Source organism: Paraburkholderia phenazinium (assembly GCF_900100735.1).
GTDB lineage: Bacteria > Pseudomonadota > Gammaproteobacteria > Burkholderiales > Burkholderiaceae > Paraburkholderia > Paraburkholderia phenazinia.
Genome location: NZ_FNCJ01000005.1, coordinates 108,272 through 134,282 on the forward strand (window position 1 = coordinate 108,272; position 26,011 = coordinate 134,282).

The 26,011-nt window shown below is 62.0% G+C and carries 23 protein-coding genes and 1 pseudogene; 7 read left to right on the forward strand and 17 right to left on the reverse strand.

Annotated features, from left to right (window positions below; all coding sequences use genetic code 11):
• Positions 1-90: 90 nt before the first annotated feature.
• The 8 genes from BLQ92_RS13235 to kdsD form a co-directional block, all read right to left on the reverse strand.
• Positions 91-606 (reverse strand): PTS sugar transporter subunit IIA, encoded by a 516-nt coding sequence (locus BLQ92_RS13235; RefSeq protein ID WP_090684952.1) that lies wholly within the window; start codon positions 604-606, stop codon positions 91-93.
• Between the two features lie 216 nt (positions 607-822).
• Positions 823-1,182 (reverse strand): ribosome hibernation-promoting factor, HPF/YfiA family, encoded by a 360-nt coding sequence (gene hpf / locus BLQ92_RS13240; protein WP_090684953.1) that lies wholly within the window; start codon positions 1,180-1,182, stop codon positions 823-825.
• 171 nt (positions 1,183-1,353) lie between these two features.
• Positions 1,354-2,874: an RNA polymerase factor sigma-54 gene (locus BLQ92_RS13245; protein WP_090684954.1), complete on the reverse strand. Its 1,521-nt coding sequence runs from the start codon at positions 2,872-2,874 to the stop codon at positions 1,354-1,356.
• Positions 2,875-3,057: 183 nt separating this feature from the next.
• Entirely contained in the window at positions 3,058-3,840 is a 783-nt protein-coding gene (gene lptB, locus BLQ92_RS13250) for an LPS export ABC transporter ATP-binding protein (protein WP_090685266.1), read from the reverse strand.
• A 5-nt stretch (positions 3,841-3,845) separates the two neighbouring features.
• Positions 3,846-4,517, reverse strand: coding sequence for a lipopolysaccharide transport periplasmic protein LptA (lptA, locus tag BLQ92_RS13255; protein WP_090684955.1), 672 nt, complete (start codon positions 4,515-4,517; stop codon positions 3,846-3,848).
• A 19-nt stretch (positions 4,518-4,536) separates the two neighbouring features.
• A complete protein-coding gene (gene lptC / locus BLQ92_RS13260) occupies positions 4,537-5,145 on the reverse strand; it encodes an LPS export ABC transporter periplasmic protein LptC (RefSeq protein WP_090684956.1) in 609 nt (202 codons plus the stop codon).
• Positions 5,142-5,705, reverse strand: a complete 564-nt coding sequence (locus BLQ92_RS13265) for a KdsC family phosphatase (RefSeq protein WP_090684957.1) — start codon at positions 5,703-5,705, stop codon at positions 5,142-5,144. The genes lptC and BLQ92_RS13265 overlap by 4 nt, the downstream gene beginning before the upstream one ends.
• Positions 5,705-6,688: an arabinose 5-phosphate isomerase KdsD gene (gene kdsD, locus BLQ92_RS13270; RefSeq protein ID WP_090684958.1), complete on the reverse strand. Its 984-nt coding sequence runs from the start codon at positions 6,686-6,688 to the stop codon at positions 5,705-5,707. The genes BLQ92_RS13265 and kdsD overlap by 1 nt, the downstream gene beginning before the upstream one ends.
• A gap of 150 nt (positions 6,689-6,838) precedes the next feature.
• On the opposite strand from kdsD, the gene BLQ92_RS13275 reads away from it, so the two are divergent.
• From BLQ92_RS13275 to purU, 5 genes are all read left to right on the forward strand, one after another.
• Positions 6,839-8,842, forward strand: coding sequence for a monovalent cation:proton antiporter family protein (locus BLQ92_RS13275; RefSeq protein WP_090684959.1), 2,004 nt, complete (start codon positions 6,839-6,841; stop codon positions 8,840-8,842).
• 90 nt (positions 8,843-8,932) lie between these two features.
• Positions 8,933-9,499 carry an adenine phosphoribosyltransferase gene (locus BLQ92_RS13280; protein WP_090684960.1) on the forward strand — a complete coding sequence of 189 codons (567 nt, stop codon included), beginning with the start codon at positions 8,933-8,935 and terminating at the stop codon, positions 9,497-9,499.
• A 41-nt stretch (positions 9,500-9,540) separates the two neighbouring features.
• On the forward strand, positions 9,541-10,155 hold the full coding sequence (locus tag BLQ92_RS13285; protein ID WP_090684961.1) for a LysE family translocator: 615 nt from the start codon (positions 9,541-9,543) through the stop codon (positions 10,153-10,155).
• A gap of 74 nt (positions 10,156-10,229) precedes the next feature.
• Positions 10,230-11,078 (forward strand): NUDIX hydrolase, encoded by an 849-nt coding sequence (locus BLQ92_RS13290; RefSeq protein ID WP_090684962.1) that lies wholly within the window; start codon positions 10,230-10,232, stop codon positions 11,076-11,078.
• A gap of 44 nt (positions 11,079-11,122) precedes the next feature.
• Complete coding sequence (gene purU, locus BLQ92_RS13295) at positions 11,123-11,992, forward strand: formyltetrahydrofolate deformylase (RefSeq protein ID WP_090684963.1); 870 nt, start codon at positions 11,123-11,125, stop codon at positions 11,990-11,992.
• Between the two features lie 118 nt (positions 11,993-12,110).
• Here purU and BLQ92_RS13300 read toward each other — a convergent pair whose 3' ends face one another.
• A complete protein-coding gene (locus BLQ92_RS13300; RefSeq protein ID WP_090684964.1) occupies positions 12,111-13,196 on the reverse strand; it encodes an AI-2E family transporter in 1,086 nt (361 codons plus the stop codon).
• Positions 13,197-13,231: 35 nt separating this feature from the next.
• Positions 13,232-16,105 carry an excinuclease ABC subunit UvrA gene (uvrA, locus tag BLQ92_RS13305; protein WP_090684965.1) on the reverse strand — a complete coding sequence of 958 codons (2,874 nt, stop codon included), beginning with the start codon at positions 16,103-16,105 and terminating at the stop codon, positions 13,232-13,234.
• A gap of 305 nt (positions 16,106-16,410) precedes the next feature.
• Here uvrA and BLQ92_RS13310 point away from each other — a divergent pair, with 305 nt between their 5' ends.
• Positions 16,411-17,601 (forward strand): MFS transporter, encoded by a 1,191-nt coding sequence (locus BLQ92_RS13310; RefSeq protein WP_090684966.1) that lies wholly within the window; start codon positions 16,411-16,413, stop codon positions 17,599-17,601.
• Between the two features lie 192 nt (positions 17,602-17,793).
• Positions 17,794-18,327, forward strand: coding sequence for a single-stranded DNA-binding protein (locus tag BLQ92_RS13315; protein ID WP_090684967.1), 534 nt, complete (start codon positions 17,794-17,796; stop codon positions 18,325-18,327).
• Positions 18,328-19,253: 926 nt separating this feature from the next.
• Here the strand turns inward: BLQ92_RS13315 and BLQ92_RS13320 are convergent.
• From BLQ92_RS13320 to BLQ92_RS13350, 7 genes and pseudogenes are all read right to left on the reverse strand, one after another.
• A pseudogene (locus BLQ92_RS13320) lies at positions 19,254-20,267 on the reverse strand (extracellular solute-binding protein); the annotation flags it as partial.
• 10 nt (positions 20,268-20,277) lie between these two features.
• Positions 20,278-21,081, reverse strand: a complete 804-nt coding sequence (locus tag BLQ92_RS13325; RefSeq protein ID WP_175772029.1) for an ABC transporter permease — start codon at positions 21,079-21,081, stop codon at positions 20,278-20,280.
• A complete protein-coding gene (locus tag BLQ92_RS13330) occupies positions 21,068-21,949 on the reverse strand; it encodes an ABC transporter permease (protein ID WP_244106038.1) in 882 nt (293 codons plus the stop codon). The genes BLQ92_RS13325 and BLQ92_RS13330 overlap by 14 nt, the downstream gene beginning before the upstream one ends.
• A 172-nt stretch (positions 21,950-22,121) precedes the next feature.
• Positions 22,122-23,108, reverse strand: a complete 987-nt coding sequence (locus tag BLQ92_RS13335; protein ID WP_090684970.1) for an AraC family transcriptional regulator — start codon at positions 23,106-23,108, stop codon at positions 22,122-22,124.
• 20 nt (positions 23,109-23,128) lie between these two features.
• Positions 23,129-23,587 (reverse strand): GNAT family N-acetyltransferase, encoded by a 459-nt coding sequence (locus BLQ92_RS13340; RefSeq protein WP_244106039.1) that lies wholly within the window; start codon positions 23,585-23,587, stop codon positions 23,129-23,131.
• Between the two features lie 304 nt (positions 23,588-23,891).
• Positions 23,892-24,965, reverse strand: coding sequence for an ABC transporter ATP-binding protein (locus BLQ92_RS13345; protein ID WP_090684971.1), 1,074 nt, complete (start codon positions 24,963-24,965; stop codon positions 23,892-23,894).
• 41 nt (positions 24,966-25,006) lie between these two features.
• Positions 25,007-26,011, reverse strand: coding sequence for an ABC transporter ATP-binding protein (locus tag BLQ92_RS13350; protein ID WP_090684972.1), 1,005 nt, complete (start codon positions 26,009-26,011; stop codon positions 25,007-25,009).

Sequence of the window (26,011 nt, forward strand, 5' to 3'; positions counted from 1 at the left end):
GCAGCCGGATTGGCCGGCGCGAGCCGGATTCGACACGGAGCCCCACGCGCTCGCAGGCGGGGGACCGACGTGCGGATGAGCGCCGATGCATCAAGGTTGCCACTGAGTGAGCAGTCGATGCAATGCTTCGCGGTCTTCTTCCGTATGCAGCCGTTCGCGGGTTTCGCGATCGGACAGCAACTGGGCGATTTCCGAGAGGATTTCGAGGTGCTGCTGGGTAGCCTGCTCGGGCACCAGCAGGAAGATCAGCAGCGAGACCGGCTGACCGTCGGGCGACTCGAAGGGGATGGGATCGGCCAGCCGCACGAAAGCGGCGAGCGGCTGCTTCAAGCCTTTGATCCGGCCATGCGGAATCGCGACGCCTTCGCCAAGACCCGTCGACCCGAGGCGCTCGCGCGCAAACAGATTGTCAGTGACCGTGCTGCGGGCGATGCCGTTCTGGTTTTCGAAAATCAGGCCCGCTTGCTCGAAGACGCGTTTCTTGCTGGTGACCGATAGTCCGACGACGACGTTTTCGAGGGGAAGAAATTTGGCTAAACGATTCATGTTGGCAGGCGGAAACGTGGCCTGGATACTCCTCGCTGTGGCGTTTGAGTGGCGTTCCATTCTCGACTGATGCTCACGGCGATGTGCTTGGGAGGCCAAAAACGCAGGACTCCCGCTGAATAACCCCGATTGACCCCGATGGTAACCGGCCCATTATAGAACAGCGCGACCATGGATGGTGCGGCGCGCCATCCCTAGATTCTACGAAAAACCCAACGAAAAACCGCCCGTTGCCGGGCGGTTTAGCTAGGTCAGGAAAAACCCTTCTAATCCTGCTTATTGCGGCGGCACTTCCACTTGCGGCGCCAGCGGTTGATACTTGATCGCTTCATGCTGATGACCCTGTAGGCGATCTTTGTGACGGATGACTTGCCGGTCGAGCTTGTCGATCATCAGATCGATCGCGGCGTACAGGTCGCCGTCACAGCTCTCGACAAAGATGTCCTTGCCCTTCAGATGCAGGTTGATTTCAACCTTCTGCCTCTTTTCCTTTTCCTTGTGGTTGTCGACCGAGAGGACCACACTGCCATCGATCACCTGATCGAAATGTCTTAGCACCCTATCCAGTTTGGTGATCACGTATTCTCGCAACGCTGGCGTAACTTCGAGATGGTGTCCACTGATCTGCAGATTCATAGTGCTTCTCCAAGCTAGTGGCCGCTTGGTCCGCACGATGGGGCAGTACCGGTCGATCTGACGGCTCGCCTGTGTCATTCCCCGTTGACTGACTACTGGCAGGTCGCATCGGCCGGCCTGTCCGCCAACGGGCGGAGCGGCCGGAAAATGCCCGCCACACTACGCGGCGGGCTAAAGAGACTTGCGCAGGTTGACTGCCGGAATCTTCAGGGCTTCGCGGTACTTCGCGACGGTGCGCCGTGCGACCACGAATCCTTGCTCCGCCAGCAGTTCGGCTATGCGGCTGTCTGAAAGGGGAGATTTGGTGTTTTCCGCTCCTATCAGTTGCTTGATGAGCGCGCGAATGGCCGTGGAAGAGGCCGCGCCGCCCGTGTCAGTCGAAACGTGTGATCCGAAGAAGTACTTAAATTCAAGCGTCCCGAATGGGGTCAGCATGTATTTACCGGTTGTCACACGCGAGACAGTTGATTCGTGTAGGCCCAGCGTATCAGCAATTTCCCGCAAAACCAAGGGCCGCATGGCAATTTCGCCATGTACAAAAAAGCTCTTTTGACGCTCCACAATGGCTTGCGCCACGCGCAGGATGGTTTCGAAGCGCTGCTGAATGTTTTTGATCAGCCAGCGGGCTTCCTGGAGTTGCTGACGCAACGAACCGCTGCCCGGATCGCCCCGGTTGTTACGCAAAATGTTCGCGTACAGGTGATTGATACGAAGTTTCGGTACAACCTCGGGGTTTAGCTCGGCCTGCCAGCCCTGGCCCGTCTTGCGCACCATAATGTCCGGCACCACGTAGTCGGCCTCGGCCTTGCCGTAGGCCGCGCCTGGGAACGGTTCGAGCGAACGGATCAGTACATGTGCATCGCGCAGGTCGTCATCGCTTGCCTTCAGGTGCTTGCGCAGGCGTGTGAAGTCGCGTGCGGCGAGCAGCTCCAGATGGTGGGCCACAATCTCGAGCGCGAGCGTTCGCGTCGCCGAGGTTTCGAGGCGCAGCAATTGCAGCTTCAGGCACTCGGAAGCGGAGCGTGCGCCGACGCCGGCCGGATCGAAGCTGTGCAGCAGTGCAAGCGCCGCGTTCAGTTCGTCGAGATCGACTTCGAGTTCTTCAGGCAGGTCGGCCTGCACTTCCTCGAGCGTCGCGGTCAGATAGCCGTCGTCGTCGAGCGATTCGATCAGGAAGGTGATCAGCGCCCGGTCGCGCTGGCTCGCCTGGGTGACGCGCAATTGCGCCATCAGGTGGTCGCGCAGCGAGGTGCTCGATTCGTGGATCTGCAGCGGCGGCAGGTCGTCGTCGTCGGAGGCGGTGCCGGAGCGGCCGTAGTCGTCCAGATTCCACTGGGTGGAGTCGCCGTTGCCGTCGGCCGCGAGGCCGTTGTACTCGTCCACGCCTTGCGGCTCGCCGTTTTCGGCGCGCTCGCTGGTGCTGGTGGACGAGGAGGATGAACTGTTGTTGCTGCCCATCTGGTCCGGCGCCGCGTTGCTTGGCGCCTGGGCGATCAGCGAGCCGTCCGCCGCGACCCGCAACGGGCTGGCGATCCAGTCGTCCTCGTTTTCGAGCAGCGGGTTCTGCGAGATCGCCATTGCGACCTCCTGCTGCAGTTCGAGCGTAGACAGCTGCAGCAGCCGGATGGACTGCTGTAGTTGCGGGGTCAGCGCAAGATGCTGCGACAGGCGGAGTTGGAGGCTGGCTTTCATGGCAAGTTGAGATTCATTGTAAAGAGTTTGCCACGACCGCGATACCTCGCGACATTCGCAATAACGCGTGCGCCGGGATTGGCTCTGCAGGGGAGAGGGTGGCCTGCCACGTCAAAAATACAGGAAGGCGGTGCAGCAAGGGGCGGGCGGCAGGGGATGCCGCCGTGCTAGCCCCTCGCGCGGTTACATGCGGAAGTGCTCGCCCAGGTAGACGCGCCGCACGTTTTCGTTTTCGATGATATCGCCAGGTGCGCCGGCGGCCAGTACGCTACCGTCGCTGATGATGTACGCATGATCGCAGATGCCGAGCGTTTCGCGCACGTTGTGGTCCGTAATCAGCACGCCGATATTGCGCTGCTTCAGGAATTTAACAATCTTCTGGATTTCCAGAACGGCGATCGGATCGACGCCGGCGAATGGCTCGTCGAGCAGGATGAAGCTCGGGTTGGTGGCGAGCGCACGGGCGATTTCCACGCGCCGGCGTTCGCCGCCCGACAGCGACAGCGCCGGATTGCCACGCAGGTGGGCGATCTGCAGTTCGTCGAGCAGCGCTTCCGTGCGGGTGGTGATGGTGTCTTTGCTGAGGCGCTTGCCGCTTTCGTCGAGCTGCAGCTCCAGCACGGCGCGAATGTTTTCTTCGACGCTGAGCTTGCGGAACACCGAAGCTTCCTGCGGCAGATACGACAGGCCGAGCGAGGCGCGCTTGTGGATCGGCAACAGGCTGATCGACTTGCCGTCCAGGTCGATCTCGCCTGCATCGAGCGGCACGAGGCCCACGATCATGTAGAACGAGGTGGTCTTGCCGGCGCCGTTCGGGCCGAGCAGGCCAACCACTTCACCGCTCTTGACGTCGAGCGACACGTCCTTGACGACCGTGCGCGAACCATAGCGCTTCTTCAGATTGCGAACTACCAGCGAACTGCTGGTCCCAGCCGGCTTGCGATGGGGGAGGGAGGGCGAATTCACTGAGTTCACTGGGCCGGGGCTCCCTGGATCGTGGTGGACGGAACGAGCGTAGCGGAAGCGCCGGACAGGGGCGCCGCGCCGCCGTTACGCGGCGACAGCATGGCGCGCACGCGGCCAGTCGGGTTGCCGGGGCCGGCGACGTCCTTACCCGCCTTGGCGGTATAGAAGTCGTTCTGGCCGTCATAGGTGATGACGCTGCCGTGGACCGTATCCATTACGGTCGAGAGGCCTTGCAGGCGGTTCACCGTGGCGTTGGTGGTGAGCGTGGTGAGGTCCTGCTTGCCGTCGTAGTCGATGCGGATGGCGGTGCCTTCGACATATTCGTCGAGGCCTTCGCGTTTCTGGCGGAAATACGACAGGCTGCCGCCGCTCGAGGTGCCGGTGGCGTACTGGTAACCCTGCGGATCCTGCGTCACTTCGACGCGGTCGGCCTTGATGACGATCGTGCCTTTGGTGGCCACCACGTGGCCGGTGAAGATGTTGACCTGCTTCAGGTCATCATAGGTCATGTTGTCCGCTTCAATATTGAGCGGCTTGTCCTTGTCGGCGCGTTCGGCGTGCGCCAGCGGCGCAATGCCGACGAGCGGCAACGCGACCAGCAGCGCAACAAGTCCAGCGCGGCACGCGGACAAGGCGCGCGAGCGGCCGGTTTTAAAACGGGGGAACGATTCGTTCATGCAGTCACGCTGGATTGGATTACCCGGGTTGCTTCAGGGAGCCGCCGGAGGCGTCGGACGCGGCGATCGCGCCACGGACGTTGCCGAACAGCTGCATTACCCGGGTGACGTTGTTGTAGTTCATGCCGCTGGCCGTCATGACTGACAGGCCGCGCTGAAGTTTAACCGGCTTTTCGGTCTCGATCACATCGTCGTTGACCAGCACCCGAAAATGCTGGGAATCAGCCTGCATCGCCGGGTCGCCGTCGCCGGCGGCGCGCAGGATGCGGGCGTGGTCGTACAGATCGACGATCGAGGCGTCGCCATTGACGGTGCCGGTGTCGCCGGTCGCCGTGACAATCGGCTTGCCCGGCTGGAAGGCGCGGATCGCTGGTTTGACCAGATCGCTCAGTTCATTGTCTTCGTAATGGATCAGGCTATTGGCGGTCAGCCGGTACTGCGTGGCGCCGGACTGATCCAGTTCGGACACCGAGAAATTGTCGGCGAAATAATCCGGGGTGTGTTCCTTCGGCTTGATCTCGCCTTCGTGCGGCGGCGGCGCGGTGGCCTGCAGCAGCCACCACGTGATGCCGGCGAGCGCCGCCATGGCGACCAGCGGGATCAGCGAAGTAAAGCGGAACTGGTTCATCCGACAAGGCCCTGCTGCTGACCGCCACGGCACGCGGCCGCGAGCAGGGAGTCGTACTTGTTCTGCGCGCGCAGCAAGGTATCGCACACTTCACGCACCGCGCCGTGGCCGCCGCGCGCTTCGCTGACCCAGTGGGCGCGCGCGATCACTTCCGGATGCGAATTGGCCGGCGCCGCCGCAAAGCCGACCTTCAGCATCACGCCGAGATCGACCCAGTCGTCGCCCATATAGCCGCATTCCTCAGCGGTGAGGCCGGTCTGCTTGAGCAGGTCGGCAAACGCCTCGGGCTTGTTTTCGATGCCCTGATACAGGTGCGTGATCTTCAGTTCCTTGGCCCGCACAGCGACGATGCCCGACTTGCGCCCGGTGATGATCGCCGTCTCGATGCCGGCTTCGCGCAATAGCTTCGCGCCGTGGCCGTCCATCGAGTTGAACGACTTCATCGTGTCGCCCTCGGCGGTAAACAGCAGGCCGCCGTCGGTTAGCACGCCGTCGACGTCGAAAATCATCAGCTTGACGCGGCGCGCGCGTTCAGTGGCGGTAAGGGGCGCGGCGGCCATCAGATCACCTTCTTGGAGAACAGGTCGTGCATGTTGAGCGCGCCGATGAGCTTGCCCGCGTCGTCGACGACCAGCATCTGATTGATCCGGTGGCGCTCCATCAGTTCCACTGCTTCGACCGCGAGTTGATCCGGGCCGATGGTACGCGGGCCCGGTGTCATCACCGAGGCGATGGGCAACTCTCGGAAGTCGCCGCTGCGTTCGAGCACGCGGCGCAGGTCGCCGTCGGTGAAGATGCCTTTGACGCGCTGGTTTTCGTCGACGATCGCCGTCATGCCCATGCGCTTGGCGGTCAACTGGAACAGCGCATCGCGCACAGTGGACTCGGGCATCACCTTCGGCACCTGGTCGCCGGTGCGCATTACGTCGCGCACGTAGGTGAGCAGACGCCGGCCGAGTGCGCCGCCCGGGTGCGAGCGGGCGAAGTCGTCCGGGCCGAAGCCGCGTGCGTCCAGCACCGCTACCGCGAGCGCGTCGCCGAGCGCAAGCGCGGCGGTGGTGCTGGCGGTGGGGGCGAGATTCATCGGGCAGGCCTCTTTGGCAACCCCGGCGTTCAGATGCACGTCGGCCAGTTGCGCCAGGCTCGAGGCCGGCTTGCCGGTGATCGCGATCAGCTTGGCGCCCAGCCGCTTGATGAGCGGCAGAATCGCAATCAGCTCTTCGGATTCGCCGGAATTGGACATGGCTACGAACACGTCGTCCGCCGTGACCATGCCGAGGTCGCCATGACTGGCTTCGGCTGGGTGCACGAAGAAGGCGGGCGTGCCGGTACTGGCGAAGGTTGCCGCCAGCTTGCGGGCCACGTGGCCGGATTTGCCGATGCCCGAGACGACGACGCGCCCACGGCAGCTAAGGATGAAGTCGATCGCCTCGACGAAGCCATCGTCGAGTTGATCGCGAAGCGCGCTCACGGCGTCCGCTTCGATGTCGAGCACGTTGCGAGCGAGCGCGAGTGCCCGGTCGCCATTGATTTTCGCTATCATTCGCGGAGTATAGCAAAAGGCGTTTGTTCGCCGCGCCGGGCCTGCCGTGCCCAGCCGCTGCCCTCACCGGCCCCTCAACCTTGTCGCATGGCGGTTCGCGTGCGATGGTTATGTCGACGAACCAGGACGCTTTCCGATGCGCTTTTTCGTATGATTTCCCCGCTCGAAATGACGCTGTTCCTGCTGCTGGCATCGGTGGCGGGCGTCGTCGTTTTCCGTTTCCTGAACCTGCCGCCCATGCTCGGCTACCTGACGGTGGGCATCATCGTCGGGCCGCATGCGTTCGGTATCGTTCCGGATTCGAAGGGCGCGCAGAACCTGGCCGAGTTCGGCGTGGTGTTCCTGATGTTTTCCATCGGGCTGGAGTTTTCGCTGTCGAAGCTGCGTTCGATGCGCCGGCTGGTGTTCGGACTCGGCCTGTTGCAGGTGATCGGCACGGTTGCTGTGGCGGTGGCGCTGGGCTTCGTGCTGGAGCGCTGGGTGCACATTACCTGGCAGGGCAGCATCGCGCTGGGCGGGGCGCTGGCCATGTCGTCCACGGCCATCGTCAGCAAGATGCTGGCAGAGCGGCTCGAGATCGAGACCGAGCACGGCCGCAATATCTTCGGTGTGCTGCTGTTCCAGGATCTGGCAGTGGTGCCCTTGCTGATTATCATCTCGGCGCTGGGCGGCGATTCGCGCACCCTGATGACGGCGCTCGGCCTCGCGGCGGTGAAGATCGTCGTGGCGCTGTCGCTGCTGCTGATCGTCGGGCAGAAGTTCATGACGCGCTGGTTCAACGTGGTGGCGCGGCGCCGTTCGCAGGAACTGTTCATCCTGAATCTCTTGCTTGTGACGCTCGGCGCGGCGTTTATCACGGACAAATTCGGGCTCTCGCTGGCGCTCGGTGCGTTTATCGCCGGCATGCTGATCGCCGAGACGCCGTACCGGCATCAGGTGGAAGAGGACATCAAGCCGTTTCGGGACGTGCTGCTGGGGCTTTTCTTCGTCACCACCGGCATGCTGCTCAATCCGATGGTGATCTGGAAGCATCCGTTCATCGTGCTGGCCTTCCTGCTCGGGCCGTTGCTGCTGAAGCTGATCATGATCACGGCTTTGTCGCGGCTGTTCGGCGCATCACCGGGCGTGGCGATGCGCACCGGCATCGGGCTGGCGCAGGCCGGTGAATTCGGCTTCGTGCTGCTGAACCTGATTCTCGACAAGCATCTGGTGGACCCCACCTTCCTGCAAGCGATTCTCGCCGCGATGCTGTTGTCGATGCTGGCTGCGCCATTCCTGATCCAGAACGCGGACCGTATCGTGCTGCGGCTGTCGTCCACTGAATGGATGATGCAGTCCTTGCAGATGACGCGGATCGCCACTCAAAGCCTGAAGCAAAGCGGCCATACGATCATCTGCGGCTATGGGCGGGCCGGGCAGAACCTCGCGCGCATGCTCGAACATGAAGGTCTCTCCTATGTCGCGCTCGACCTCGACCCTGACCGGGTGGCGGCGGCTGCGGCGGCCGGTGAGTCAGTGGTGTTCGGCGACGCCGGGCGGCGCGAGTCGCTGCTGGCGGCCGGGATTCACCGGGCGGCTGCGGTGGCGATCACCTACGCCAATACACCGTCCGCGCTGCGCGTGCTGCACAACATCCACGAACTCGAGCCGACCCTGCCCGTCATCGTGCGCACGGTGGACGACGCCGACCTCGAAAAGCTGCTCGCCGCGGGGGCGACCGAGGTGATTCCGGAGATCGTCGAAGGCAGCCTGATGCTCGCCTCGCACACGCTCGTGCTGATGGGCGTGCCGATGCGGCGGGTGGTGCGGCGCGTCGAGGAGATGCGCGACGAGCGTTATAGTCTGCTGCGCGGCTATTTCCACGGCGCCGACGACGCGGGTGACGACGACAGTCACGAGCAGGTGCGACTACAATCTGTGCCGGTCGACGAGAACTCGGACGCGGTGGGCCGCACGCTGGCGGAGGTGGGGCTGGTCGACATGGGTGTCGAGGTGACGGCAATCCGCCGCCACGGAATTCGCGGCGTGGAGCCGGACCCGTCCACCAAGCTGCGGGCGAGCGACATCGTCGTGCTGCGCGGTTTGCCCGAGGCGCTTGCCGAAGCCGAAGAACGGCTGTCGCGGCATCGCCGGGCTGGCTCGGCTGCGGTTTGACCGAGTGACCAGGTGAGCGTTTGAGCTGGGCCGCCGTGCGAGATTCTTAAGTCTTTTACCCGGATCCATGGGGATCCATCTGGAGTCATCATGTCCAACGCGCTTGCGAGCGCGCCGCTCGACGCGGCTGCGTTCGTCAAAAGCCAGATTCGCACCGTGCCCGACTGGCCGCAGGCCGGCGTGCAGTTTCGCGATATCACGCCGCTGCTGCAGCATCCGAAGACCTTTCGGGTGTTGATCGACCTGTTCGTGCAGCGCTATATCGAGGCGAAGCTCGACTACATCGCGGGTCTCGACGCGCGCGGTTTCATCATCGGGCCGGTGCTGGCTTACGAGCTGAACGTGGGCTTCATTCCGATCCGCAAGGCGGGCAAGCTGCCGTACAAGACGGAGTCCGAGTCGTATGAACTCGAATACGGCACTGCGACCGTCGAGATTCATGCCGACGCCTGCTCGAAGGGCGACCGCATCGTGATCGTCGACGATCTGATCGCGACCGGCGGCACCATGATGGCCGGCAAGAAACTGCTGGAGCGGTTGGGCGCAGAGGTGATCGAAGGTGCGGCGATTATCGATCTGCCGGAGTTGGGCGGGTCCGCGCTGTTGCGCTCGGCGGGGCTGCCGCTGTTTACCGTGACCGAGTTTAGCGGTCACTAGCATCGATCCACCCGCAACACACTCGCGACGAGGTAAGAAGCATGCCGAATTTCCTGCTGTTCCTCGCCACTTCGATGGCGATCACCCTGGCGCCCGGCCCGGACAACCTGCAAGTGCTGGCGCGCGGCATTTCCCAAGGGCGCGCGGCGGGACTCGTCGCGGCGCTTGGTTTTGCGGCCGGCATCACGTTTCACACGACGCTCGCCACGCTCGGCGTGGCCGCGTTGTTGCGCTCTTCGCCGCTGGCCTTCCAGGCCATCAAGTACGCCGGCGCCGCTTACCTGATCTGGATCGGCATCAAGGCGTTGCGCAGCCAGGGGCTTGCCACGGCCCATGAGCGTCCGGCTCAGCCGCTGTGGTCGGTGTTCCGCCAAAGCGTGTTCGGCAACATGCTGAACCCCAAGGTGACGCTGTTCTTCCTCGTGTTCCTGCCGCAGTTCATCGAGCCGCATGGCGTGCAAAGCGTGCCGGTGCAGATGCTCGAACTGGGCCTGCTGTTCATGCTGCAGACCGTGGCCGTGTTTTCGCTGTTCGGCGTGTGCGCCGGGATGATCGGCGGTTGGCTGAAGCGCCGTCCGCGCGTCGGCGTGTGGCTTGATCGCCTCGCTGGTGCGACCTTTATCGCGATCGGCATTCGGGTCGCGTTGCGCGACTAATCTGACGAGCTGCAACGAGCTTCCGAATTGACCTGCGCGGCCTGCCGTGCGCTTGTCGTGCAGTTGGAGCAATCATGACTTTGCCCTGTATCACCAAGGCGCGCCGCTTCGATGCGCACGCGCACAGGCCGTTCTGGATCGACGGCGAGCAGGTCGGCTGGGTCCGTGCGACGGATGTGCCGCTGCTGGTCCGCTGGCCGGATGTCTTCGAGATCGATGCCACGCGCGTGACCTTGGCGTCGCGCTTCAACACGCTGGACCTGCGCAGTGCGGCGCTGGGCGCCGTGATCGGCGCACTGGCCGCGGACGGCCGCATTCCCGGCTGGCGCGACGAAACCTATGCGATCCGCAATGCCTTCGACGCGCCGCCGCTGGCGTATATCGAACGTGCTGCCTCGCGCTTCTTCGGCACGATGACCTACGCGGTGCATCTGAACGGCGTCGTAGAATACGCAGATGGCGCGCCGCAATTGTGGATTGCGCGCCGCAGCGACACCAAGGCGACGGATCCTGGCATGCTGGATAACGTGGTGGCGGGCGGCATAGGCTGGGGCTTCGGTATCGAGGCGACCATCGTCAAGGAGTGCTGGGAAGAAGCCGGCATTCCCGAGCAGATCGCCGCGCGCGCCATGGCCGGGCGAACGGTGCATGTGCTGCAATCGCTGCCGGAAGGCACCCAGGCCGAGCAGATTTTTGTCTACGACCTGGCGTTGCCGGCAGATTTCGCGCCGCGCAATCAGGACGGCGAAGTGGGCGAACACCGGCTGGCGCGTATCGATGAGGTAGCGCGCTGGATCGAAGAGGACGCCATGACGGTCGATGCCAGCCTCGCGACCCTCGACTGCCTGTTGCGCCGCCGCTGGATCGATAGAGAGGACTGCGCGGGAATCGACGCGCTGTTCGCGCCGCCGGCTGCCACATAGCGCCATCAACGAATTACGCATTGAAGAAGGGAGTCACCCAGGTCATGTCGACCGATCACAGCTTTATTCTCAAACTGTCGTGCGCCGACCGGCCCGGCATCGTGCATGCCGTATCGGGCTTCCTGTTCGAGCGCGGCAGCAATATTCTCGACTCGGCGCAGTTCGGCGACAGCCACACCGGCGAGTTCTTCATGCGCGTGCATTTCCAGCAGGTGGGCGGCGATCCCGGTCTGGAGGCGCTGCGCGGTGCGTTCAGCACGCTCGCCGACGAGTTCGGCATGCGCTGGGAACTGCACGACGCCAATGTGAAGCCGCGCGTGGTGATCATGGTTTCGAAGATCGGCCATTGCCTGAACGACCTGCTGTTCCGCTACCGCACCGGTCAATTGGGCATCGAGATTCCGGCGATCATCTCGAACCACAAGGAGTTCTATCAACTCGCCGCGAGCTACGACATTCCGTTCCACCACTTCCCGCTGATGGCGTCGACGCCTGAAGGGAAGGCGGCCCAGGAGGCGCGTGTGCTCGAAGTGATCGACGAGCACAAGGCCGATCTGGTGGTGCTCGCCCGCTATATGCAGATTCTCTCGCCGCAATTGTGCGAGCGTCTCACGGGCCGTGCGATCAACATTCACCACTCGTTCCTGCCGAGCTTCAAGGGTGCAAAGCCGTACTACCAGGCGTTCGACCGCGGTGTGAAGCTGATCGGCGCGACCGCGCACTACGTGACGACCGATCTCGACGAAGGTCCGATCATCGAGCAGGAAGTGGAGCGCGTCGACCACAGCATGACGCCGGATCAACTCACGGCGATTGGCCGCGACGTCGAATGCGTGACGCTGGCGCGAGCGGTGAAGTGGCACGTTGAACATCGCATCGTGCTGAACGGCAGCAAGACGGTGGTGTTCCGCTAAGCAGCAAGCCGCGCTAACACTGCTGTTTTGCAAAAAACAAAGGCCGCCGGTCATTGCGACAGGCGGCCTTTTTCATGGAGCGCAGCGTTCGGCAAGCGAGCCGGCGCTCAAGGGGCGATCACACCAGCCGCAGATAGATCAGCTCCCGCTTGATATACGCATAGAAGATCGGCGCAGCAATCACTCCGGGGATGCCGAACGCGGCCTCCATCACCAGCATCGCCACCAGCAGCTCCCACGCCCGCGCCTCGATCTGCCCGCCGACGATCCGCGCGTTCAGGAAGTACTCGAGCTTGTGGATCAGGATCAGGAACACCAGCGACATGACCGCGGCCGGAAAGCTTACCGAGAGCGCCACCGCGACGATGATCGTGTTCGAGATCAGATTGCCGATCACCGGCAACAAGCCGACGATAAACGTGACGAGCACCAGCGTCTTCGAGAGCGGCAGCCGGTCGTGAAAAATCGGCAGCAGCACCAGCAGGAAGAGGCCGGTGAAGAACGCATTGATCGCCGAAATCTTCACCTGAGCGAACACGATCCGGCGGAACGCATCGGCAAAGCGCGTCACCCGGGTGACGAACGCGGTGGACAGCGGCAGCCGCTGCATATGCTTCTGCGCACCGACCGCGATGATGGCGCCGATGATCATGCCGATCACGATATGCGTGAACACGCGAGCCGCATTCTTGCCGCCTTGCTGCAGCATGCCGGCGTGGGTCTGCATCAACTCGGTGGCGCGCGCCTTCATCTGATCGGTGTCGACTGGCAGGTAGTTGGCGATGAACTGCGGAATCCGTCCGCGCGCTTCGTCGATCAACTGCATGGCCTGGTCGAGCAGCTTCTGCACGCTCGGCACATCGCCCTCGAAATGGTCGATGATGCCGATCACAATGCCGGTCAATCCACCGACGATCACCACCGACAGCAGCACGACCGACAGCCAGCGGGCCCGCTGGCTGGACATGTGCCGCTCGATGCGCGGCGCGATCGTATGGATCAGCTGAAACACCAGCAGTCCGGCCAGCAACGCGCCGAGCAGCCGGAGATTGAGGACTGCCCACATGCCGAACAGCATCAGCATATAGCTGCCGATCTCGACGGCGGACAGTTTGGGCAGGCTCATGTCGCTCGTCAGCCTGACCGGGCGTGGGCGCAGATCCTGCACCTGCCCATCTTCGGGCGCCTCGTTACGCTTGGTCATGGCTTATTTCCGTATCCAACCCAGGGTTTGCAGCATTATTTTTTGGCAGCGTCGCGCTTGAGCAGCGGCGCCAGGTATCGACCGGTAAAACTTGCCTTCGACTTCGCCACCTGCTCCGGCGTGCCTTGGGCGATGATCTGACCGCCGCCGGCGCCGCCTTCCGGGCCGAGGTCGATCAGCCAGTCCGCAGTTTTGATTACATCCAGATTATGCTCGATGATCACCACGGTATTACCCTGATCTCGCAAACGGTGAATCACTTCGAGCAACAGCGCGATATCGTGGAAGTGTAGGCCCGTGGTCGGCTCGTCGAGAATGTATAGAGTGCGACCCGTGTCGCGCTTGCTCAGTTCCAGCGAAAGTTTCACGCGCTGCGCTTCACCGCCCGACAGGGTGGTGGCCGACTGGCCGAGGCGAATGTAGCCAAGACCCACGTCCAGCAAGGTTTTCAGCTTGCGCGCCACGACCGGCACCGGCTTGAAGAACTCATAGGCGTTCTCGACGGTGAGCTCCAGCACTTCGCTGATGTTTTTGCCCTTGTACTGCACGTCGAGGGTTTCGCGGTTGTAGCGCTTGCCATGGCAAACGTCGCACGGCACGTACACGTCGGGCAGAAAGTGCATTTCCACCTTCAGCACGCCATCGCCCTGGCAGGATTCGCAGCGGCCGCCCTTGACGTTGAACGAGAAGCGGCCCGGATCGTAGCCGCGCTCCTTCGAAGCGGGCACGCCTGCGAACAACTCGCGGATCGGCGTGAAGAGGCCCGTATAGGTGGCCGGATTCGAGCGCGGCGTGCGGCCGATCGGCGACTGGTCGACGTTGATGACCTTGTCGAAGTGCTCGAGGCCTTCGATCGCCTCGTACGGCGCCGGCTCGGCCGACGAGCCGTACAGGTGATGCGAGACCGCGTGGTACAGCGTGTCGTTGATCAGCGTGGACTTGCCTGAGCCGGAGACGCCGGTGATGCAGGTGAGGAGGCCTACCGGCAGGTCGAGCGTGACGCGCTGCAGATTGTTGCCGTACGCCTCGACGATGCGCAGGCGCCGTTCGTCGGGCTCCTTGCGCTCGTCCGGATACTGGATGGTGCGCGCGCCAGACAGGTACTGGCCGGTGATCGACGCCGCATCCGCTTCCACCTCTTCAGGCGTGCCTTCGGAGATGATCATGCCGCCGTGTTCGCCGGCGCCCGGTCCCATGTCGACCACGTAGTCGGCCATGCGGATCATGTCCTCGTCGTGCTCGACGACGATCACCGAGTTGCCGAGATCGCGCAGGTGCTTCAGCGTGGAGATCAGCCGGTCGTTGTCGCGCTGGTGCAGTCCGATCGACGGTTCGTCCAGCACGTACATCACGCCGGTCAAGCCCGAGCCGATCTGCGAGGCCAGCCGGATGCGCTGCGCTTCGCCGCCCGAAAGCGTCTCGGCGCTGCGTTCCAGCGACAGGTAGTCGAGCCCGACGTTATTCAGGAACATCAGCCGCGCGACGATTTCCTTGATCACCTTGTCGGCGATTTCGCGCTTCGAACCTTCCAGACGCAGGGTCTGGAAATAGCCGAGCGCGTCGCGCAACGGCCAGCCGCTGATTTCGAAGATGCCGCGTGCATCGCTGTTCGCGCCGATGCGCACGAAGCGCGCTTCACGGCGCAGGCGGGTGCCTTCGCAGGCGGGGCAGGCCTGGTTGTTCTGATACTTGGCGAGTTCTTCGCGCACCGCGACCGAATCGGTCTCGCGGTAACGGCGCTCGAGGTTGGGGATGATCCCTTCGAACACATGCTCGCGCACCGATGCACGGCCGCGCTCGTTGATGTACGAGAACGGAATGGTCTGCTTGCCCGAGCCGAACAGCAGGATCTTCTTGACCTTTTCCGGCAGGTCTTCGAAGGCCTCGTCGATATCGAACTCGTAGAACGCCGCGAGGCTTTGCAGCATCTGGAAGTAGAACTGGTTGCGCCGGTCCCAGCCCTTCACGGCGCCGGCCGCCAGCGACAGCGATGGATGCGCGACCACCCGCTTCGGATCGAAGAAGGTGATCTGGCCGAGGCCGTCGCACTCCGGACACGCGCCCATCGGGTTGTTGAACGAGAACAGGCGCGGCTCGAGTTCCTGCAGCGAATACGAGCAGATCGGGCAGGCGAACTTGGAGCTGAACAGGTGCTCGCGGTCGGTGTCCATTTCCAGCGCGATGGCACGGCCGTCAGCTAGGCGCAGCGCGGTTTCGAACGACTCCGCCAGACGCTGCTTCATGTCGGCACGCACTTTCAGACGGTCGACGACGACGTCGATCGTGTGCTTGTCGTTCTTCTTCAGCTTGGGCAGCGAGTCCACTTCGTAGATCTTCGCGACCTCTTCGTTGGTGGTGCCGCCGCCGGAACGCACGCGAAAGCGGATAAAGCCCTGCGCCTGCATTTCCTCGAACAGCTCGACGTGCTCGCCCTTGCGGTTCGCGACCACCGGCGCCAGGATCATCAGCTTGGTGTCTTCGGGCAGCGCGAGCGCGGCGTCGACCATCTGCGAGACGCTTTGCGCCTCCAGCGGGATCTCGTGGTCCGGGCAGTAGGGCGTGCCGACCCGTGCGAACAAGAGCCGCAGGTAGTCGTGAATCTCCGTGACGGTGCCGACCGTGGAGCGCGGATTGTGCGAAGTGGCCTTCTGCTCGATCGAAATGGCGGGGGACAACCCCTCGATCAGGTCGACGTCGGGCTTTTCCATCAATTGCAGGAATTGCCGGGCGTAAGCGGAGAGACTTTCGACGTAGCGCCGCTGCCCTTCCGCATAGAGCGTGTCGAAGGCAAGCGACGATTTGCCCGAGCCCGACAGGCCGGTAATCACGATGAGCTTGTGACGCGGCAGGTCGAGATTGACGTTCTTCAGGTTGTGGGTACGGGCCCCACGGATACGGATTTGTTCCACGCGTTGATCCAATACCTGGCCATTACCTGGCGGAAAGAGGAAGAGGCTAAACCTGCTACTATAACGACTTTTCAAGACCGCTGTTACGGCTACCTGACAGCGCCCGACAGGCGCGCGGCAAGCTGTAAGGCAGCGGTCCAGCGCCGTGAGGAAAGGCCGCAAATGGGGCCTTTTGGGGTGACTGCAAGTCGCCTGCGGGCCTTTGCCGCAGATCGACGGTCACTCACGGCAGGCCGCCGAGGGTATGCTGCCCACGGTGTGTCGCCCGGCCCCCGGCCGTCCAGATTATTCAAAACACGTTCCCGATGTCCAATCCGTCCGCAACATCTTCACGCATGAGCGCGCCTGAGCTGCGCGCGACCGTGTCGCTCGCAGCCATCTTCGCGCTGCGCATGCTCGGTCTGTTCATGATCATGCCGGTGTTCTCGATCTACGCGAAAACCATCCCCGGCGGCGACAACGTGGTGCTGGTGGGGATCGCGCTGGGCGCGTACGGCGTGACCCAATCGCTGCTGTATATCTTCTACGGCTGGATTTCCGACAAGGTGGGCCGCAAACCCGTGATCGCCACCGGGCTCGCGATCTTCGCGATCGGCAGCTTTGTCGCGGCGGGCGCCCACGACATGACGTGGATTATCGTCGGGCGGGTGATTCAGGGGATGGGCGCGGTGTCGTCCGCAGTGCTCGCGTGTATTGCCGACCTCACCTCCGAGGAGCATCGCACCAAGGCGATGGCGATGGTCGGCGGCAGCATCGGGGTGTCGTTCGCGGTGGCGATTGTCGGCGCGCCGATCATATTCCAGTGGGTGGGCATGAGCGGCCTGTTCACGCTGATCGGCATTTTCTCGATTCTGGCGATTGGCGTGGTGATCTGGGTGGTGCCCCATGTACCGAAGCCGGTGCACGTACGCGCCCCATTCTCGGAAGTGCTGCACAACGTGGAATTACTGCGCCTGAATTTCGGCGTGCTGGTGCTGCATGCTACGCAAACGGCGCTGTTTCTGGTGGTGCCGCGAATTCTGGAAGCGGGCGGTCTGCCCGTTGCGTCGCACTGGAAGGTTTATTTGCCGGTGATGGGCCTGTCGTTTGTGATGATGGTCCCGGCGATCATCGCGGCGGAAACGCGCGGCAAGATGAAGACGGTGCTTGTGGGTGCGATTGGTCTTATCCTGATCGGACAGTTGCTGTTGGGCGTCGCGCCCCATACCATTCTGAGTGTGGCCGGGATTCTGTTTATCTACTTCCTCGGCTTCAATATTCTTGAAGCGTCGCAGCCTTCGCTGGTGTCAAAGCTGGCGCCCGGCTCGCGCAAGGGCGCGGCTACGGGCGTGTACAACACTACGCAGTCGATCGGCTTGGCTATCGGCGGCGTGATCGGCGGCGTGCTGCTGAAAGCGGACGGGCAGAGCGCGGTGTTCTTTGCGTGCTCGGGGCTGGTTTTTTGCTGGCTTATAATCGCGGCAAATATGAAGCAGCCGCCGCGCAAGAAGGCATGAGAGTGCCCCCACCCCGGACGCTTCGCGTCAGGCCCCCCAAGGGGGGCAAGCAAGCTTGGGGCGGCCCGGCGCTTTCTTGATAGAACTCACCGGTGGCCGGCTGAGGCGCAGTTTTCCTCTCGGGCCAGCCGGTTCTGAGACGTGAAACGTGCGTTGCCGCGCCACCTGCAACGGAATCAACAGGAGAAACTCATGGCATCCGTGAACAAGGTCATTCTCGTCGGCAACCTCGGAGCCGATCCGGAAGTCCGTTATCTTCCGAGCGGCGACGCAGTGGCGAACATCCGCCTTGCGACGACGGATCGGTACAAGGACAAGACGTCTGGGGAAATGAAGGAAGCTACCGAGTGGCATCGGGTTTCGTTCTTTGGGCGTTTGGCTGAGATTGTGAACGAGTACCTGAAGAAGGGCTCGTCGGTTTATATCGAAGGCCGCATTCGGACGCGCAAGTGGCAGGCTCAGGATGGGACTGACCGGTACTCCACTGAGATCGTGGCTGAGCAGATGCAGATGCTTGGTGGGCGCGGTGGCGCTTCGATGGGTGGAGGTGATGAAGGCGGGTATAGCCGGGGTGAGCCGTCGGAGCGTAGTGGTGGTGGTGGTGGCGGCCGGGTGGCTTCGTCGGGTGGTGGCGCTTCGCGTGGTGGTAGCGGCGGTGGAGCTAGCCGTCCGAGCGCGCCGGCTGGTGGTGGGTTTGATGAGATGGATGACGATATTCCGTTTTAGTGAGCATACCCATAAGAGGAGGGAAGATTTGTTCACTAACTCTTTGACGGGAATAAGAAAATTGTGATTCTGGGCGCTCTTTTCTGGGCGCCCTTTTTCATGATGTGGTTTGGCGCAATGAAGGCGGAAGATTTCGTGGTGTGAATTGCGTGTAACTTGTTGCTCGCGAACGAGAATTTGGGCTCATCGAACTATCCAACCTGCCTTCAAAAATCGCTGCATCTTCCGCTTAGGCGGCAGCGCAGTTTGCGGGAACGGCTTAGGCTGAGTCGCAGGCCGCTGCGATTCAAGCAAATTCGAAACAATGAGGTGGGTGTACCGTAGGCTGTCGTCTCAAGAAAAATGACTTTTCTTCCGGGGCCGTATATGTCGCGCGAGTTGCTGCTTAATATCACTCCCATCCAGTATCCGCAGACGGTCTGCGAGGTCGAATTGCTCCCCTATGATTCAGCGGACCAATTGAAGACATTGCGCCGTGAGCACGGGAGCACGCACGTTTTCCGAAGAAGCGGTGAAACGGTTCAATGTGTCGCTCGCGCAAGAGACGCGCCTTTGCTCGGTGGAACACGAACAGAAATTCAGCTTCGCGAAAGTCAAAAACTCGTCGCCGCACTCGCACAGGACGCGCTTCTGACGTGGTTTTTCTCTAAAGGTTTGCTCTCTAATTCGTTCGACCCAATCGGCGTCGTGGGGAAGGAGAACATGCTCGCGGATTTCCCTGAGATAGCCCGCTTCATGGGCGTTCGCAATTGGGTTAGTGTCACCACGCGCCAACTGCAATTTGACCAACGCAGACCTTTTGTCGGAGTCACTTGGGATACGGCGACCGAACGGACATTCGAAGTTGATTGTGCAGCTCTCATTAACCTTGGAGTCGAACTGCGAGGACTATATGCTCGGCACAGCACTGCGTCCACAGACCCACGTTTGTTACCACGACAGCGAATCAGCGCCGCAGTCGAGCAAGTCTTATACGGCCGCAATCTCGCCACCTGATCTTTCGGAATGTTGATTGACGGATCGCGCAGAAGCGCCGCATCCATATACTTCTCCGAACCCGTGATGGCGTTGTTGTACCGATACGCATTCGACACCTGCGCGATGATCTCTGGCCGCATCATCCAGTTCACGAACTGATAGGCAGCGGTGGGGTTCTTCGCCTTCGCGGGAATCACGAGGTTGTCCAGCAGCATGCGTGCCCCTTCCTTCGGGATCACGAATTTCGCGCCCGGCAGTTGTTGCTCCACACGCTCCGCAGCGCCGTTCCACACGTGCTGTACGATCACCTGCCCGGAGACGATCCGGTCGATGGGGCCATCGTCGCTATAGGTCTTAACGAACGGCTTTTGCTGTTCGAGGACAGCGAGCACACGCTTCGCGTCGTCCGGGTTCTCGCTGCATTCATCCTGGCCGAGATACCAGCTCGCAGCCATGTAAAGCTCTTCTTCCGCATCGAGATCCCCGATCTGTCCACGCACAGCCGGCACAGGATCGAAAAACGACTTCCAGCTATCGTCGAGCCGGCCACCAGGCACACGTGCGCTGTTGTAACTGAAGCCAGTGATCACAACCATGTAGGGCATCGCGTAGTCCCGATTCGGGTCGAACGCGGGGTGCCTGAACTCTGGCTTGACGTTTGCGGCATTAGGCAGTTTGGACTTGTCGAGTTTCGTGATCAGTCCAGCCCGCGCGAGTATCGGCACGTAGTAGTCGCCGGTTATAGCGACGTCGTACCCGCCTGAGCCCGCCTGCAGCTTCTGCGTCAGCGCCGCGTCGCTATCGTAGACATCCAGAATGGCTTTCACGCCCGTTTCTTTCTCGAACTGGGTCAGCAGCGACGGTGGCATGTAATCAGGCCAGTTCCCGATGTGAACTTCACCCGCCGCCCATACACTCGTGCTGACGGCAAGACACGCCATCCCATACAAATATCTCTTCATCCTGCAAATCTCACGTTGTTTTAAAGTTTTTGTCCGCTCTTGCCAGCCACACTCCCGCCAACTGCAGCGCTGAAACGCCGACGATGGCGGTCGACACCGCATTGATCTTTGGCGTAATACCGAGCTTGAGCGCGCTGAAGATGTACATCGGTAGCGTGGTGAATCCTGCGCCGGCCAGAAAGTAGCTCGTCACATAGTCGTTCATCGAAGCGACGAAAGCGAGCATCGCGCCGGCGAGGATTCCGGGTAGTGCAAGAGGCAAGGTGATTTGCCGTAAAACAGCCCACGGCGTCGCCGATAGATCTGCAGCCGCGTCGAGCAGGCTGCGATCAATCCTCTCCAGTCGCGCACTGATAGGCAGGTAGGCGAACGGCAGGCAGAACACGATGTGCGCGAAGGCGACGACCGTAAAACCTGGTTCGATCGACAGCATGGCAACCAGAAGCAGGGTGCCAATCGCCAGCACGATTTCTGGAATCACCAATGGCAACGAGATCCACACGGCCAGAACGCTGCGCTTGCGAGGAGCGAACGTCCAGCCGGTAACGGCGGCGGCAAGCGCAATCGCAGTCGATGCAAGCATCGACACAAAGGCCAGGGTAAGTGACGTTACCGCCGCGCGCATCAGCGTCTCGTCCCGAACTGCATCGACATAGCCATGGACACCCCAGCCTTGCCACACGAGCGCGGATGGACCGGCGTTGAAGCTCATCCACACGAGAGCCGCTATCGGCAGGTACAGGAATAGCAGCACACCCCACGCAATCGGTGTGGTCGCGCTTGCCATTGAACGGCTGCATTCAGACGAACTCATGAGCCACACCAATACGGGTCTTCTTCACCAGACGGGCGCGCCGCGCAAGCATTCCCACGAGCACGACGCCCAGGATTGCGAAGGCCATCGCAGCACCGGATGGCCAGTCGTGCCCGGAAGAAAACTGAAATGCGACCAGATTGCCGAGCATCATGGTGTGGTTGCCACCGAGGAGATCGGAGACAACGTAAGTGCCAAGCGCTGGCACGAACACGAGGCCGATACCCGCGCCGATGCCAGCACGACAACTCGGCATAACCACCTCACGAAACGCAACCGTTCGCGTCGCCCCCAGATCGAGCGCCGCTTCCACGATGCTCCAGTCCAGATCCTCGAGGGCGGCATAAATCGGCAGCACCATGAACGGCAGGAACGTGTACACCATGCCTAGCAGCGTCGCGCTGTATGTGTAAAGCATGCCGAGCAGCCCGTGAATGACACCAGCCCTAACCAGCAACTGGTTCAGCAGCCCGTTATCCGCGAGAAGGATTATCCAGCCGTACATCTGTACGACGACACACGTCCAGAACGGCACTGTAATCAGCAACAGAAAGATCACTTTCATGCGCGCTGAACAACCCGCGATGTAAAGGGCCGTTGGGAGCGCAAGCAGCAGGCAGATCGCAGTGGTCGACGCGGCCAGCACAACGGAGCGAATCAAGATCCGCACGAAATCGGAGTGCAGCACGAGCGTGCCGTCGAAATCGCGCTCATACAGCAGCCCAATATACGCATCGGGCGAAAACTTGCCCCAGGCAACGCCGCCGAAATCGAGGGGGGCGGACCACGACACGACTGCCAGTACGCATAGCGGTGCAATGACACCCAAGGCCATCACCGCCGCGACTGGCCAGATACCTACACGCATGCTTATTGATTCTTTAACCCACATATCGCCGATTGCCTTTTAATTATCGACGAGCGTAACAAACCAGACATGGTTTAAGGGAAAGAAGTCGCGTCAAGTTTGGGCGTTTTCGCGCCGTGATATGCAATATGACTGGCACTGACCAGTTAGCAGCCCGAATAGCAGATCAGCTTTAGCCGGACAGTAGACGGCTCAGCGATTTCGCTTGTTCGAATCCAAGCCTCGATGCGACCTTTTTGGCGCTGTAGCGACTGTCGCTCAGGTAGCGCGCAGCAAGATCCCGGCGCACTGTTGCGCGCAGTTCGCTAAGCGATGTACCGGCGAGCTGAAGCCGCCGCTGCAGGCTCCGCAACGACAGTCCTAGCGGGTCGTAATCTTTCCTCGCCGGATTCTCATACAGCAGTTCGAGCACGCGTCCGACGATATCGCCGGGCACCCATCGCGCAAGTTCCGCTTCCTTTCTCTCGCACTGATGACGGGCAATCTCGTAGGCATGAGGATGTGCGAGCGGCAGCGGGCTGTTCAATTCGGCAGCCGGGAAATACATGGCCGTGTCGGCTGCATCGAACGTGGCCGGACAGCCAAACAGGCGACTGTAGCGGTCGGCGTGTTCGGGCGTGGGGAAGGCGAGCGTAATTCGCGAGAACGCAATCTCGCGGCCACCGAGAGCGCCGATAATTTCCCGTCGTATCGCGGCAAGACACACGTCGCTGTTGAGGACCAGAAGGTCCGGCCGGTACGTATAGTCGCGGATGACCACCCGGGCTTCGTCGCCGGGGACCTCAAGGGCAATGTTGAAGTAGCAGATTGCCAGAAGTGGGAACGAAAAGGCGAGACGCAGCGATGCTTCCAGGGTCGGGCTGACTAGCATCGCCGTGCCGCGGCAACCGTACGCGGTGACGGGAATCGCATCGCCGATATCCAGCCCTACGCCGGAGTCTCCGGATGCCGAAAGCGCATTGCCGAACGCAGTGACTTCCTGCGCATGCGTGATCAGTGCCTCGGGTTGCTCCAGATCGGCCGGTCTGATGCCCGTTCCTTGCAGCAGCGCCTCGACGGAAACGCCGCGCGCTTTCAGGACTTCTGCGGCGATAACGACGGTATGGAGCGTTGCTGGTCGTTGGGCAGCGGACCTGGTCGTGTCGGTACTGCGTGACATCGCCGAACTCCCCGGTTGTATCAGGTTGGCATCAGGTCCAGCGTGAATACGATCTGGCATCCATACTCATCCAGTCCGTGTCGTTGCCAACCCAGATGCTGATAGAAGCCGTCGGCGCGAGACCCGGGATCGGTCACCAGCTTGACCGATGTCGCACCCCGTTCGCGGAGCCAGCGAACTGACCGCTCCAACAGTTCACGACCAATGCCGTGTGCATGACATGAGGGTCTGATGAAGAGGCCAGAAATAAAGGGCTTTTCCGTCAACGCAGGCAAACAGACACCAACAACTTCGCCGTCTTGCTCGCAGACCCAGCCGCCACCTTGCCCGATCTTTTCAATCACCAGATCGCGGTCAAGCAGATTGACCTGGTGCGGATGGATGCGGTTTTCCTTTACGGAGAACCGGACATCGTAGAAAGACCCGATATCATCAGCACGCATCGGCCGGTACGTGAAATTGCTGCTTTGTGCCAACATAGATCTCCGTCGATTCTCAATGGAAAACGCAAACGAAAAATGCGTCCGCAAAATCCTACTGGAACCGCCATGGACCATCTACCTATAAAGATTGATAGTTGTCGTGGATGGATGCTGATCGAATGTCTCGCGGGAACGGATGCGGATCCGCGGCGCCATGCAGTGAGCATCGCCCACATGCCAATAGGCCCCAGCGAAACAGAAGTGACACGCGCAGCACTGGTCTGCGCATGATTGGGGAGATGCTGTCCGCCAGGACGTAATCGCGGCGGACAGGCTGCACAGCTACGGGACAGCTTACCGCTCAAACAACGGGCGGTGCCTCGCGCAGATCCACCCCCACTCGAATACAAGCCACCCGCCGATCGCCCGTCCCGCGCGATACCGACTGCGGTACCTGTTCCGCACAAGCGGCAATCGCTTCCGGACAGCGGGTGCGAAACGCACAGCCCGAAGGCAGATTCAGCGGCGAGGGCATCTCCCCAGTCAGCACCGCATGCTTGCGCGTGCGCTCCGTGGCCGGATCCGGCCGCGGCACCGAGGACAGCAAAGCCCGCGTATAAGGATGCTGCGGCGACCCATACACCTCCTGCCGCGTGCCCAACTCCATCACGCGTCCGAGATACATCACCAGCACGCGCTGGCTAATCGTCTTCACCACCGCCAGATCATGCGCAACAAACAACAGCGAAAGCGACAACTCCCGCTGCAGATCGCGCAACAGGTTAACAATCTGCGCCTGAATCGAAACATCCAGCGCGGACACCGGCTCATCGCAAATCACCAGTTGCGGCTCGCCGACCAACGCCCGCGCAATCCCGATCCGCTGACACTGCCCGCCAGAAAACTCATGCGCATACCGCGACAGATGATGCGCCCCGAGCCCCACGCGTTCGAGCATCGTCACCACTCGCGCATGCGTCTCGTCACGCCCGAGTCCCGGCCGTTGCACCTTCAGCGGCTCGGTGACGATCTGCTCGATCGTCATGCGCGGGTCCAGCGACGCGAGCGGGTCCTGAAACACCATCTGCACGTCCTTGCGCAGCCGCTCCATCGCGGCCGCAGGGCGCCGTCCATCGCTAACCGTTTCGGTATCGCGCCAACGGACGCTGCCTTCCGTCACGGGCGTCAAACCAATAATCGCCCTGGCTAACGTCGACTTGCCGCACCCCGACTCGCCAACGAGCCCCACAGTCTCACCGCGGCGAATGTCGAACGACACGCCTTCGACCGCGCGCAGCGTCGCCTTGGGCGACCATGGATAGCCGCCGCGCGGCACGCGGAAATGCACCTTGAGATCGCGCACCGTCAACACCGGCTCGCCAATCGGCGCAGCCTGCGCGCCGCCTTCTACGCCACCAAGCGGTGAGCTCGTCATCGCATCATTCCTATGCGCTGTCTTGCGCGTTGCCGTATCACTCACCGCACCACCTCCTCAATCTCCGCGACCGGCCTCAAACAAGCGCGCCAGCCGTCCGTCACACCTGTGATCGGTTCCAGCTCAGGCCGCGTGCCATGACAGCGTTCCCGCGCCAGCGCGCAGCGCGGCGCGAACGCACAGCCTGTGATCGCCTCGCCCGGCGCCGGCGGGTTGCCCGCAATCGTGCGCAGCGGCGCGTCGATGTCATGCATCCCATCGTCGTCGAGCCGCGGCAACGCATCGAGCAGCCCACGCGTATAAGGATGAGTCGGGTGCTCGAAGAGCGCCTGCGCACTCGCGCGCTCCACGGTGCGGCCCGCATACATCACCATCACGTCGTCGGCGAGTCCTGCCACTACGCCCATGTCATGCGTGATCAGGATGATCGCTGTACCGAGATCGCGATTCAGCTCGCGCAGCAATTCGATAATCTGGGCCTGCACCGTCACGTCGAGCGCGGTAGTCGGTTCGTCGGCAATCAGAATTTCGGGTTCGGTCAAGAGCGCCGTGGCAATCGTCACCCGTTGGCGCATGCCGCCGGAGAACTCATGCGGATAGCGATCGATGCGTCGCGCCGCGTCCGGAATCCACACGCGCTGCAGCGCTTCGATGGCTTGGCGGCGTGCGTCGCGCCGCGACACGCCGCGATGCATCTGCAGCGCCTCGGTCATCTGCCGCTCCACCGTCAGAAACGGATTGAGCGAGGTCATCGGGTCCTGAAACACCATGCCGATGCGATCGCCGCGAATCTGGTTCAGTTCGCGCTGGCTCAGCGTCAACAGGTTGCGTCCCGCGTAGAGCGCTTCGCCGGAGGTCTGGCCGTTGCCCGGCAGCAGTCCGAGCAGCGCCATCACCGTCTGGCTTTTACCCGAGCCGGATTCGCCGACAATCCCCAACGTCTTGCCTTTTTCGAGCGTGAACGACACGCGTTGCACGGCATCCACGGGCGAGGCGTCGCGCCGTGTGAAGCGCACCCCCAGGTCTTTTACTTCGAGCAACGCCAT